Here is a 12,988-nt window from a genome sequence, read left to right on the forward strand (position 1 = left end):
GCCCTCGATGAGCCTGCAACTGAGCTTTGCCCAAGCCAGCGCCACCGGCCCGCGGGAGGAAAATCAGGATGCCCTGCGCCTGGTGACGCCGGCCCCGGCGTTGGCGGTCAGCAAGGGGTACTTGTTCGCCATTGCCGACGGGGTCAGCCAATGCGCCGACGGCGGGCTCGCAGCCCGTTCGACCTTGCAGGCCCTGGCGCTGGACTATTACGCCACCCCGCAAACCTGGGGGGTCGCTCAAGCATTGGACCGCCTGCTGCTGGCGCAAAACCGCTGGTTGCAGGCCAACGGTGGCGGACAACCGCTGCTGACCACCGTCAGTGCTTTGGTCATGCGCGGCAGGCGTTTTACCCTGGCCCATGTAGGAGATTGCCGGGTGTATCGCTGGCACGCGGACCAGTTGCAGCGCGTCAGTGAGGATCATGTCTGGGACCAACCGGGCATGCAGCATGTGCTCAAGCGCGCGCTGGGGCTGGATCAACATCTGGTGCTGGATTTTCTCGATGGCGAATTGCGCCTGAACGAAAGTTTCGTACTGCTCAGCGACGGCGTTTGGGCGGTGTTGGGCGACACCGCCATTGCCGCTATTCTGCGAGATCAGCCCGATCTGGACAGCGCGGCACAGACTCTGGTGAATGCCGCGCATCTGGCCGGCAGTCAGGACAATGCCAGCGCCCTGCTGGTGCGGGTCGATGCCTTGGGAGAAACAAGCATTGGCGATGCGCTGATGCATTTACAACAATGGCCACTGCCCCCCACGCTGAAACCCGGTCAATCCTTCGAAGGCTGGCACGTCGAAGGCGTACTCGGCCACAGCCAGCAGTCACTGCTTTACCGGGTTCGYGACGGGCAACAACAACCCTGGCTGTTGAAAACCTTGCCCGCTGCGCTACGCGACGATCACCTGGCGGGGCAAGCGCTGCTTTCGGAAGAGTGGTTTCTAAAACGCGTGGCGGGACGGCACTTTCCTGAGGTCCATGCCGCCAGTCAGCGTCAGCATTTGTACTACGTGATGCGCGAATATTCCGGATCTACGCTGGCAGAACTGCATACGGGCGTAGGCTCCATGCCGCTTGAGCAATGGCGGGATCTGGCCGAACGCCTGCTAAGGGCGGTCGGCATGCTGCATCGACGGCAGATTCTGCACCGCGATATCAAACCGGAAAACCTGATGCTGGGTGACGACGGCGAGTTGCGCCTGCTGGATTTCGGCCTCGCGTATTGCGCCGGCCTGTCGGAGGATCAACCTTCTGCGCTGCCTGGAACGCCCAGTTACATTGCACCGGAAGCCTTTCGCGGAGATGCACCGACCCCGCAACAGGATCTGTACGCGGTTGGCGTGACGCTGTACTTCCTGCTGACCGGGCATTATCCCTACGGTGAAATCGAAGCGTTCCAGCGACCCCGGTTCGGTGTACCGGTCAGTGCCAGTCGTTATCGGCCGGACTTGCCGGAGTGGATTGCGCAATGTCTGGAACGCGCCGTCGCGGCGGATCCGCTTCAGCGCTTTGAAACGGCGGAGGAATGGCTGCTGCTTCTGGAACAAGGCGAGCGCCGCAGTTTGAGCGTGCGGCCCAGACCTTTGCTTGAGCGCGAACCGCTGAAGGTCTGGCGGACAATCGCACTGGCTTCATTGCTGCTGAATCTGGTGCTGCTGGTTTTGGTATTTCATCGCTGATACCGAGTCACGCCCATCGCGAGCAGGCTCGCTCCCACATGGGTTTTATGAACGCCACAAATCCATTGTGGGAGCGAGCCTGCTCGCGAAGGCGGCCTAACAGTCTCATCACATCCATCGACAAAGCGCTCCATAACCGGGCAACGCGCTTCGATGCGGTGCAAAAACCTCGATAACGACCTGTAAAAACCCTCTTGCCCCCAACAAATCCGCAGTTCTTAAACTTGGCACAACCACTGCATTACCCTTTTCACCACACATAAAGCCCGGCCTTCAACGACGAAGGTTGCGCTTCCCGAGAGAACGGGACCAGGACAAAGGCGTCCTCGCTAGGCAACTAGCGGGACGCCTTTTTTTGTTTGCGCAAAATTTGTCGAGCCAGACCTGAAGCCCTGATGAGGCGGGTCGGAGCTCCCCGGAGAACCTGATGAAAAAACTAAAACTGGTGATGATCGGCAACGGCATGGCCGGGGTTCGCACCCTGGAAGAACTGCTCAAGCTGAGTAACGAGCTGTACGACATCACGGTCTTCGGCGCCGAACCCCATACCAACTACAACCGCATCCTGCTGTCGCCGGTACTGGCCGGTGAGCAGACGTTCGAAGAGATCGTGCTCAACGACCTCGACTGGTACCTGGACAACAACATCAAACTGTTGCTCAACCGCAAAGTGGTGGAGATCGACCGGGTCAAACGCCGGGTCATCGCCGAAGACGGCAGCGAGGCTGAATACGATCGTCTGCTGATCGCCACCGGTTCGACTCCGTTCATTCTGCCGATCCCCGGCAACACCTTGCAGGGTGTGATCGGCTACCGCGACATCGCCGACACCCAGGCCATGATCAACACCGCCAAGACCCACAAGCACGCCGTCGTCATCGGCGGTGGCCTGCTCGGTCTGGAAGCCGCCAACGGCCTGATGCTGCGCGGCATGCACGTCACCGTGGTGCACATCGGCGAATGGCTGCTGGAGCGGCAACTCGACAAGACCAGCGGCCAGCTGCTGCAAACCGCCCTTGAAGCACGCGGCCTGCACTTTCGCCTGTGCGAGCAAACCCAGGCGCTGCACGATGCCGGCAATGGCCGGGTCGGCTCGGTTGAATTCAAGAACGGTGACATCATTCCCGCCGACCTGGTGGTGATGGCCGCCGGCATTCGCCCCAACACCGAACTCGCGGAAAAATCCGGCATCCCCTGCAACCGGGGGATTCTGGTCAACGACACGATGCAAACCTACGACCCACGGGTCTACGCCATCGGTGAATGCGCCAGCCATCGCGGCATCGCCTACGGCCTCGTTGCGCCACTGTTCGAGCAAGCCAAGGTTTGCGCCAATCACCTCGCACAATTGGGCTTCGCACGCTATCAGGGCTCGGTGACGTCGACCAAATTGAAAGTCACCGGCATTGACCTGTTCTCCGCCGGCGACTTCATGGGCGGCGAAGGCACGGAAACCATCACCCTCTCCGACCCGATTGGCGGCGTCTACAAAAAACTGGTGATCAAGGATGACGTTTTGGTCGGCGCCTGTCTGTACGGCGATACGGCAGATGGCGGTTGGTATTTCCGGCAGATTCGTGAGAATCACGCCATTGGCGAGATCCGCGATCACCTGATGTTCGGCGAAAACGCGCTCGGCGATGTAGGACATCAAGGCCAGGATAAAGCCATGAGCATGGCCGACACCGCCGAAGTCTGTGGCTGCAACGGCGTGTGCAAAGGCACCATCGTCAAAGCGATTCAGGAACATGGGCTGTTCAGTGTCGACGAGGTCAAGAAACACACCAAGGCGGCCAGCTCCTGCGGCTCCTGCGCCGGTCTCGTCGAGCAGATCCTGATCAACACCGTGGGCGGCGCGGCAGATGTCAAACCGAAAAGCGAAAAAGCCATCTGCGGTTGCAGCGACCTCAACCACGGGCAAATCCGCCAGGCCATCCGCGATCAGCATTTACTGACGATCGCCGGGACCATCAGCTACTTGAACTGGCGCACCCCGAACGGCTGCGCTACCTGCCGCCCAGCGCTCAACTACTACCTGATTTCTACCTGGCCGGGCGAAGCCAAGGATGACCCGCAGTCGCGCCTGATCAACGAACGCGCCCACGCCAACATTCAGAAAGACGGCACCTACTCGGTTGTCCCGCGGATGTGGGGCGGTGTGACCAACCCTTCGGAATTGCGCCGCATCGCCGACGTCGCCGACAAGTACAACGTGCCGATGGTCAAGGTCACCGGCGGTCAGCGTATCGACTTGCTGGGGATCAAGAAACAGGATTTGCCGGGCGTCTGGAAGGACCTCGACATGCCGTCCGGCCATGCCTACGGCAAATCCATCCGCACCGTGAAGACCTGCGTCGGCAGCGAGTTCTGCCGTTTCGGCACGCAGAATTCCACGCAGTTGGGCATCGAACTTGAGCATGACCTGTTCAACATGTGGTCGCCGCACAAAGTGAAACTGGCGGTCTCCGGTTGCCCACGCAACTGCTCGGAAGCGGGCATCAAGGACGTAGGCATTATCGGTGTCGACTCCGGTTGGGAGATGTACATCGGTGGCAATGGCGGGATTAAAACCGAAGTCGCCGAGTTCTTCGTCAAATTGAAAACCGCTGAAGAAGTGCGCGAATACAACGGCGCGTTCCTGCAGCTCTATCGCGAAGAAGCCTTCTACCTCGAACGTACCGTGCATTACCTGCAACGGGTCGGCATGGACCACATCAAGAAAGCCGTGCTGGAAGACCCGGAGCGACGCAAGGCGCTCAATGATCGCCTGCAATTCTCTCTGTCGTTCGAACAGGATCCGTGGAAAGAACGCCTGGAACAGCCGCTACTGAAAAAAGAATTCGACGTCATTCCCGTGAAAAACCTGGAGGTGCTGGCATGAACTGGCTGGATATCTGCGCACTGGAAGAAATCAACGCCTTGGGTTCACGGATCATCGTCGGCCCCAAAGGTGACATCGCGATTTTTCGTACCAGCGACGATGAGGTTTTCGCCCTCGACGACCGCTGCCCGCACAAGGGCGGGCCGCTGTCCCAAGGCTTGATCTACGGCAAGCGTGTGGCCTGCCCGCTGCACAACTGGCAGATCGATCTGGAAACTGGCGAAGCCCAGGCCCCGGACATCGGCTGCGCCCATCACCACCCGGCGCGGGTCGAAAATGGCCGTGTGATGCTGGCCCTGCGGGACGCAGGCTGATGGACCGCCAGATCACCGCGTCTACCTGCTGCTATTGCGGGGTTGGCTGCGGGGTGCTGATCGAGCATGACGGCGAGCGCATCCTCGGCGTCAGCGGCGATCCGGCGCACCCGGCCAACTTCGGCAAGTTGTGCAGCAAGGGATCAACCCTGCATTTGACCGGCGACTTGACGGCGCGGGCGTTGTACCCCGAACTGCGCCTCGGCAAAGGCCTGGCGCGTGGCCGCACCGACTGGGACAGCGCCCTCGATCACGCCGCCAGCGTTTTCGCCCAAACCATTGCCGAGCACGGCCCGGACAGCGTGGCGTTCTACATTTCCGGGCAGTTGCTGACCGAGGACTACTACGCCTTCAACAAACTGGCGCGAGCGCTGGTGGGCACCAATAACATCGACAGCAATTCGCGGCTGTGCATGTCGTCGGCGGTGGTCGGCTATAAACGCAGCCTGGGCGCCGATGCGCCGCCATGCAGCTATGAAGACCTGGAACTGAGCGACTGCGTGATGATCGTCGGCAGCAACATGGCCTACGCCCACCCGGTGCTGTTTCGTCGTCTGGAAGAAGCCAAATCCCAGCGACCACAGATGAAAGTCATCGTCATCGACCCGCGTCGTACCGACACTTGCGATTTGGCTGACCTGCACCTGGCGATTCTTCCGGGGACCGATGTCGCCTTGTTCCATGGGATTTTGCACCTGCTGCTGTGGGAAGACTGGATCGACCGCGACTACATCAAGGCCCATACCGAAGGCCTGGCCGAGTTGAAGAGTCTGGTGCGCGATTACACACCGCAGATGGTGTCGCAGCTGTGCGGAATCAGCAGCGAACAACTGCAGCAATGCGCCGAATGGGTCGGTACTTCACCGAGTTTCCTGTCGCTGTGGTGCATGGGGCTGAACCAGTCCACCGCCGGCAGCGCAAAAAACAGCGCCCTGATTAATTTACACCTGGCGACCGGGCAAATTGGCCGGCCGGGTGCAGGACCTTTCTCGTTGACCGGTCAGCCAAATGCCATGGGCGGGCGCGAAACTGGCAGTCTGTCCAACCTGCTGCCGGGGCATCGCGACGCCGCCAATGCGCAGCACCGTGCCGAGGTGGCGACTTATTGGGGCGTTGATCACCTGCCGGAAAACCCGGGGCTGAGCGCCATCGAGTTGTTTGAGCAGGTGGGTAGCGGAAAGATCAAAGCCTTGTGGATCGCGTGTACCAACCCCGCGCAGTCCCTTCCCGATCAGACTGCCGTGCGCGCCGCTTTGGAGACTTGTCCGTTCGTGGTGCTGCAAGAGGCTTTCCGCACCACCGAAACCGCTGCGTTCGCCGATCTGCTGCTGCCCGCCGCTAGTTGGGGTGAAAAAGACGGCACGGTCACCAACTCCGAGCGGCGTATTTCCCACGTCCGCCGGGCGATCATCGCACCCGGTGAAGCGCGTCCGGACTGGGCTATCACGGTGGATTTTGCACAGCGTCTGGAGAAACGTCTGCGCCCGGAAGCGGCCAGCCTGTTTGCCTTTGAAACCCCGGCGCAGGTCTTCGACGAATACAAACAGCTGACGCGCGGCCGCGATCTGGATTTGTCTGGAATCAGCCACGCGCTGATCGACAAAATCGGTCCGCAACAATGGCCTTTTCCTACGGGTTCCAGCGCAGGCACCGCCCGGCTGTATCTGGACGGTATTTTCCCGACCGCCAGTGGCCGCGCGCAGTTCGTGGCAGATCCGTATCGCGCCGCCAAGGAACAACGGGATGCACGCTTCCCGCTGACGCTGATCACCGGTCGCCTGCGCGATCAATGGCACGGTATGAGCCGCACCGGCACCGCCGCGCAGCTGTTCGGACATGTCAGCGAAGCCGTGTTGAGCCTGCACCCCGATGAACTGCGCCGGCATCGCCTGCAATCCGGTGATCTGATCAGCCTGAAAAGCCGCCGCGGCGCAGTGATCGTGCCGGTCGCCAGTGATGACAGCGTGCGTCCGGGCCAAGCCTTTTTGCCGATGCATTTTGGTGACCGTTTTCTTAAGGGTGGCATAAACACCCTCACGCTCCCCGCCTTCGACCCTTTGTCGAAACAACCGGAGCTTAAACACAGTGGCGTACGCCTCGAACCGGTCCAATTGCCTTGGCACCTTTTCGCGCTGATAGAGGGCGATGTCCAACAGCATTTTGAGACTCTACGCCCGCTCTGCGAGACGTTTTCCTACGTCAGCCTCAGCCTTGCTGGCCGTGAGCGCCCTGCGCTGCTGATACGCGCTGCCAGTCCCACCGCGCCAGATCCGCAACTGCTACGGGAAATCGATCAATGCCTGGGGCTCAATGACGGCCCGGTCCTGGCCTACGACGACCCACGACGCTCCATCGGTAAGCGGGTGCGGATCGAGAACGGCCGGATCACTACGATCCGTTTGGCGGGTGAAACCCTCGCCCGACACTGGCTGCAGAACCTCTGGCTCGAAGGTCGCGCCGATGAACAGCTACGGCGTTGGCTGCTCGCGCCACTAAGTGCCCCGCCGGGCCAGGTCGATGCCGAAGCGACCGGCAACAAAACCCTGTGCAACTGCAAAAACGTCAGCCAAAACGCGGTCTGCGCCGGCATTCGTCGTGGCCTGGACTTGCAGGGGTTGAAACAAGAATTGGGTTGCGGCACGCAATGCGGTTCCTGCGTCCCGGAAATCAAGCGTTTGCTGGCCGCCACCGCGCAGCCGCAAGCCGCCATCTCGTGAGGAAAACACTATGAGCGCAAAAGTCTGGCTGGTGGGTGCGGGTCCCGGTGACCCTGAATTACTGACGCTCAAAGCTGTTCGGGCATTGAGAGAAGCGGATGTGGTGCTGATCGACGATCTGGTCAACGACGCGGTGCTGGAGCACTGCTGCGGCGCGCGGATTATTCCTGTGGGTAAGCGCGGTGGCTGTCGCTCTACTCCGCAAGAATTCATTCATCGTTTGATGTTGCGTTATGCCCGTCACGGCAAATGCGTGGTTCGGCTCAAGGGTGGCGACCCGTGCATCTTCGGGCGTGGTGGTGAAGAAGCACAGTGGTTGCGCGAACGTGGTGTCGAGGTTGAACTGGTCAATGGCATCACTGCCGGGCTGGCTGGCGCGACGCAATGCGATATTCCGCTAACCCTGCGCGGCGTGGCACGAGGGGTAACGCTGGTCACCGCCCACACTCAGGATGGCAGCAGCCTTAACTGGCAGGCGCTGGCCCAAGGTGGCACGACACTGGTGATTTACATGGGTGTGGCGAAGCTCAGCGAGATCCGTGAGCAACTGCTGGCTGGTGCAATGGCAGCCGATACGCCGGTAGCGATGATTGAAAATGCATCGTTGCCGCATCAAAGGGAATGCCGGAGCAGCTTAAAGGCGATGGAAGAAGATGCCTGTGCCTTCGAACTGAAAAGCCCGGCCATCCTGGTGATTGGCGCGGTCGCGGCCTGTGCGACTCGATCCCTGTGGGAGCACGGCTTGCCTGCGATGACGGCGGATCAACCAGCGTAAAGCTGCCTGAATCACTCCATTTCACCAAATCGCAGACAAAGAAAAGCCCGGCCTAAGCCGGGCTTTTCTCAGAGCTGTGCGCTAATTACTTAGCGTTAGCTTCAACCTGCGCTTCTACGCGACGGTTGATAGCACGACCTTCAGCGGTTTTGTTGTCAGCAACTGGGCGGGATTCGCCGTAGCCAACAGACTGAACGCGCGACGATTCAACACCGTACTGGTTGGTCAGAACTTGCTTAACGGCGTTTGCACGACGCTCGGACAGTTTCTGGTTGTAAGCGTCAGGACCGACGTTGTCAGTGTGACCTTCAACAGTAGTGCTGGTGGCTGGGTACTGCTTCATGAAATCAGCCAGGTTCTTGATGTCAGCGTAGCTGTCTGGCTTGACTGCCGACTTGTCGAAGTCGAATTTCACGTCCAGCTCAACACGAACAACTTCAGCAACTGCCGGGCAGCCATCAGCGTCAACAGTTACGTTGGCTGGGGTGTCTGGGCACTTGTCAACGTTGTCGCACACGCCATCGTTGTCGCTGTCGGAGCAAACTTCTGGTGCTGGAGCTGCAGCAACTGGCTTGTTGCCGCCACCGAAGTTCACGCCCAGGCCAATGGAAGGAATGTAGTCCCAACGGCCGTTGTCCAGCTTGTAGTCAGCTTCTACGCCAGCACGGGCGTAGACGTTTTCCACGAAGTAGTACTTCAGGCCAGCGCCAGCAGTCAGGAAAGTCGACTGGTCACGACCGCTGTGGCCGTTAGCTTTAACGTTGGTCATGCTGCCGTGCTTAACACCACCTTGAACGTAAGGACGCAGAGCGTCGCCAGCGTTGTTGAAGTGGTATTGAGTGTTCAGACCGAAGCTGTCGCCTTCGATTTTCTGATTGCCAGTGTTGTTGTCCGAACGGGTGTAGTCTTCAGCGTTGTAGGTGAAGTTCACCGATACATCGTCGGTCAAGAAGTAACCGATGGAGGCGCCAGGAGTGTAACCGTCTTCAACGTCGTTAACGCTGTCGTTGTACTTTTTCCCGTAGTTAAGCTCGCCTTCAAAAGCGCCTTGGCCTTGTGCCAGAACGCCGAAAGAAGTAGCGGCAATAAGAGTACCAATGGCCAAGCCCAAGGTGTTTTTCAGTTTCATCCGTTAAATCCCCATCTGGTGATTGTAAAGCAGTCCCTCAAACCGGGGGACAACTCGGCGGCTAGTCTATCAGAACTAGCCTACACGTAAGAGATATTTGCGCTGAACTAAGTTTCAGCACTGTCTGCAAATTTCTCACGCAATTTATCAAGAGCGCGTTTGTACCGCATTTTTGTTGCACTCAATCCCATATGCATAATATCCGCGATCTCCTGAAATTCCAGCTCTGCGACAAATCGTAGCACCAAAATTTCACGGTCAATCGGGTTTACATACACAAGCCAGCGATCAAGTCCACCCTTATCCTCAGGTTTCGGCATCTTTTCTTCAGATGCTTCCTCGAGGGGGTCCAGACTTAAAGCGTCCATCAAGCGACGCTTTCGCCGTTCCTTCCGATACTGTGTGATGCATTCGTTGTACGTGATGCTATATAGCCACGTCTTGAACTTCGATTTCCCTTCAAAGTTCTTCAAGCCATACAGCACCTTCAGCATCACTTCCTGACAGACATCGTCTGCGTCGCGATCGTTCCCAAGGTATCGGGCACAGACATTAAATAATGTTCGCTGGTAACGCCGCATCAGTTCTTCATATGCACGCGTTACGTGAAACAGCTCGGTATGCGAGCGCGCGACCAACTCCTCATCAGAGAGCTCGCGGGGGTCGTAGCGCGTGGAGAGCGATTGAGCTTTATTCAAAACAAGTCGGGCCGACAGTCAGGTCAATGTCCGCCGCAGCCCTTTCAGGACATTTTGCGGCGGCATACGTTAGCAGGGTTTGCCGCGTTAGCGGCTACTTACATGCTGCTCCAGGAGAATCCGATTCGAGAGAGAGACTAGCTCACCCTCATCGGTCAGCAATGTAGTTTTAACCGTGCCGATCTCTTCGATCTGCCCCTCAACCTCGCCAACACGCACTTGTTGCCCAACCTGATACAGCTCTCGCACATAGATTCCCGCAAGAATCTGCCCGGCGATTTCCCGGCTTCCCAAACCCATGGCCAGCGCAACCGCCAGACCAACGGTAATCAATACGATGACGATCACATGGTTCAAGAGGTCAGTCTTGACCTCCAACTGACTGATCGCAACCGAAATGCTGATGATAATCACCAGCCCCTGCGCAATTCGTCCCAATCCTGCAGCGTAGTCCAGTCCTACGCCTTCTGCTGCGCCGCGCACCAATCCATTGGCCAGTTGTGCCAGTAAAACACCCACCAGCAACACCAGTGCCGCGCCGAATACCTTCGGCACATACAGAGCTAGCATATCCAGCGTAGCTGAAACTCGTTCAAGTCCAAGAGATTCTGCGGCAGAAACCAGAAAAATTAGCAGAACGAACCAATAGACAATTTTGCCGATCAGGGTCGAGATCGGTACTTGAAGACCGGCGCGGGACAACAACTTAGTCAGYCCGGTGCCGCCCATCAGGCGATCGAGCCCCAGCTTGGCGAGCAGCTTGGACAATAAAGTGTCCAAAAGTTTCGCCACGACGAAACCCAACAGCAGCACCACCAGTGCGCCGAACAGGTTCGGAATGAAGTTCGCAACCTTGGTCCATAACGCAGTCATTGCAGTGACGAGGCTCTGAGTCCAGAGATCAAGTTCCATATTAATCAGCCTTATCAGCGGTGCGAACGGTAGGTTTACGGTGACGGGATACCGGCGAGACGTGGGCCGAGCCGCTATTGAGGGCAATCATCAGCGCGGGCAACCAGCGACCCAGCAGGCTGAACAGATCACCAGCGCCGACCTGGCGGTTGGCGGTTTTCAGTACACGCCCAAGGCACGCATCATCGTCCCGGGTGGACGGTGATGCATTGAGCATGTCGCGCAAAGACTGTTCAAACGGATCGTGCATACGCACCTCTCGTGATGTCTGTGAAAGACGCGGTCAAATTTGCTCGGGTCACATGACTCATCTTCAGACCCAGCGCAAACGTCGAAATAACCACCACTGCCCGAGCGCCACCGAGACCATCATCAGGCACGCAATCAGGAAGCCATAGGGACTGGCAGAGAACGGAATGCCACCCACGTTGATCCCCAAAAGACCGGTCAGAAAACTCATCGGCAAAAAGATCCCGGTGATGATCCCGAAACGGTACATCGTGCGGTTCATGCGCACGCTCAAGCGTCTGTCTTCAGCCTCAAGGACCAGCCCCACCCGCTCCCGGGTCAATTCCAGCTCCTCAAGGTAGCGGGTCAGGCTGTTGTTCAATTCGTTCCAGTAATCGCCGTCGTCGTCGACAAACCAGGGCAGCTTTATACGCGTCAGTTGCCCGAAAATCTCCCGTTGTGGTGCAAGGAAACGTTTCAGTGCAGCCGCCCTGCGACGGATCTGCAATATGGCGCCATGTTCGGGAGTATACCGTTCGTCGGCATCCAGTTTTTCTTCTTCCTCATCGACCACTTCCGAGAGGCAACTGACCAGGTCCTGCACTTTGTTGGTGAGGTATTGCGCCATGCACAGGACGAGTTCGGAGGCGGTTTTCGGCCCTTTGCCATCGGTGAGTTGCACCAGCAATTCATCGGTTGCGCGCAACGGTCGCAGACGCAAGGAGATAACTCGCTGGGCCGAGGCGAATATTCGCACCGAGACCATGTCTTCCGGTTCTGCGCCGGGGTTCAGGTTGACCCCGCGCAGAAACAGCAACAGTTCGGCGTCCGGCAAGGGCAACAGGCGCGGCCGGGTGTTTTCTTCGAGTAAAAGGTCACAGCTGAATTCACTCAGACCGCTGGATTTACGCAGCCAGGTCTGGGTTTGCGGATGACTGCGATCCCAGTGCAGCCACAGGCTTTCATGGGCCTGTAGTTGCAAGTCATCGAGCTCAGTCCGGGCTATCGAACGCGCACCGCCTTTACCGTCCAGCACCAGGGCATGCACCAGGCCCCACTGCGCGTTTTCTTCCTCGAACATCCGCATCCCTTTGTTGGTTTCTGTTTATTCAGGCATTTTCAGCGGGCTTGGCGAAATGATCACGCCGTTGTTGTCCGCATAGATGTAATGGCCTGGATGGAACGTCACGCCGGCAAAGGTCACCGCTACGTTGAGATCGCCGATCCCGCGCTTGTCGGTTTTCATCGGATGGCTGGCCAGGGCCTGAACACCCAGGTCGGTTTGTGCAATGACGTCGACGTCACGGATGCAACCGTAGATCACCAGCCCTTCCCAACCGTTTTTCGCGGCTTTCTCGGCGATCATGTCGCCCAGCAGCGCACGACGCAGGGAACCACCACCGTCGACCACCAACACCTTGCCATTACCCTTGAGCTCGGCTTGTTCCTTGACCAGCGAGTTGTCTTCGAAGCACTTGATGGTCACGATTTCGCCGCCGAAAGAATCACGGCCACCGAAATTGCTGAACATCGGTTCCAGCACCTGCACCAGCTCCGGATAGGCGTCGCACAGGTCAGGCGTGAGGTAATGGTTCATCGAGAAACTCCTGTAAAGAGGAAGACAATCGAGGGTGTCGAACGTGACCAAAATAGCTC

The 12,988-nt window shown here is 58.4% G+C and carries 11 protein-coding genes; 5 read left to right on the forward strand and 6 right to left on the reverse strand.

All coding sequences use genetic code 11. The features are described 5' to 3' along the window. Nucleotides 1–7: 7 nt before the first annotated feature. The 5 genes from AC1DWM_RS07860 (at nt 8) to cobA (ending at nt 8,365) form a co-directional block, all read left to right on the forward strand. Entirely contained in the window at nt 8–1,678 is a 1,671-nt protein-coding gene (locus AC1DWM_RS07860; protein WP_223516716.1) for a bifunctional protein-serine/threonine kinase/phosphatase, read from the forward strand. A gap of 427 nt (nt 1,679–2,105) precedes the next feature. Continuing rightward, nucleotides 2,106–4,559 (forward strand): nitrite reductase large subunit NirB, encoded by a 2,454-nt coding sequence (nirB, locus tag AC1DWM_RS07865; RefSeq protein WP_223516717.1) that lies wholly within the window; start codon nt 2,106–2,108, stop codon nt 4,557–4,559. Further along, nucleotides 4,556–4,873: a nitrite reductase small subunit NirD gene (nirD, locus tag AC1DWM_RS07870; RefSeq protein WP_477794950.1), complete on the forward strand. Its 318-nt coding sequence runs from the start codon at nt 4,556–4,558 to the stop codon at nt 4,871–4,873. Before nirB ends, nirD begins: the two co-directional genes overlap by 4 nt. Beyond that, complete coding sequence (locus tag AC1DWM_RS07875; RefSeq protein WP_477794951.1) at nt 4,873–7,590, forward strand: nitrate reductase; 2,718 nt, start codon at nt 4,873–4,875, stop codon at nt 7,588–7,590. Before nirD ends, AC1DWM_RS07875 begins: the two co-directional genes overlap by 1 nt. Nucleotides 7,591–7,600: 10 nt before the next feature. Continuing rightward, the gene (gene cobA, locus AC1DWM_RS07880) at nt 7,601–8,365 is read left to right on the forward strand and encodes a uroporphyrinogen-III C-methyltransferase (RefSeq protein ID WP_223516723.1); all 765 of its coding nucleotides are present in this window, start codon (nt 7,601–7,603) and stop codon (nt 8,363–8,365) included. A gap of 85 nt (nt 8,366–8,450) precedes the next feature. Here cobA and AC1DWM_RS07885 read toward each other — a convergent pair whose 3' ends face one another. The 6 genes from AC1DWM_RS07885 to rraA all read right to left on the reverse strand — a co-directional run bounded on the left by AC1DWM_RS07885 (nt 8,451) and on the right by rraA (nt 12,929). Further along, on the reverse strand, nt 8,451–9,494 hold the full coding sequence (locus AC1DWM_RS07885) for an OmpA family protein (RefSeq protein ID WP_223516725.1): 1,044 nt from the start codon (nt 9,492–9,494) through the stop codon (nt 8,451–8,453). Nucleotides 9,495–9,601: 107 nt separating this feature from the next. Continuing rightward, nucleotides 9,602–10,192 (reverse strand): RNA polymerase sigma factor SigX, encoded by a 591-nt coding sequence (sigX, locus tag AC1DWM_RS07890; RefSeq protein WP_223516727.1) that lies wholly within the window; start codon nt 10,190–10,192, stop codon nt 9,602–9,604. Between the two features lie 87 nt (nt 10,193–10,279). Beyond that, the gene (locus AC1DWM_RS07895; RefSeq protein WP_046053154.1) at nt 10,280–11,104 is read right to left on the reverse strand and encodes a mechanosensitive ion channel family protein; all 825 of its coding nucleotides are present in this window, start codon (nt 11,102–11,104) and stop codon (nt 10,280–10,282) included. A gap of 1 nt (nt 11,105) precedes the next feature. Beyond that, nucleotides 11,106–11,354: a CrfX protein gene (locus AC1DWM_RS07900; RefSeq protein ID WP_223516729.1), complete on the reverse strand. Its 249-nt coding sequence runs from the start codon at nt 11,352–11,354 to the stop codon at nt 11,106–11,108. A gap of 63 nt (nt 11,355–11,417) precedes the next feature. Next, nucleotides 11,418–12,413 (reverse strand): zinc transporter ZntB, encoded by a 996-nt coding sequence (locus AC1DWM_RS07905; RefSeq protein WP_223516730.1) that lies wholly within the window; start codon nt 12,411–12,413, stop codon nt 11,418–11,420. Nucleotides 12,414–12,437: 24 nt separating this feature from the next. Continuing rightward, nucleotides 12,438–12,929: a ribonuclease E activity regulator RraA gene (gene rraA / locus AC1DWM_RS07910; protein WP_027922555.1), complete on the reverse strand. Its 492-nt coding sequence runs from the start codon at nt 12,927–12,929 to the stop codon at nt 12,438–12,440. Between the last annotated feature and the right edge of the window lie 59 nt (nt 12,930–12,988).

The sequence above is a fragment of the Pseudomonas sp. P4_C8 genome (genome assembly GCF_056401975.1).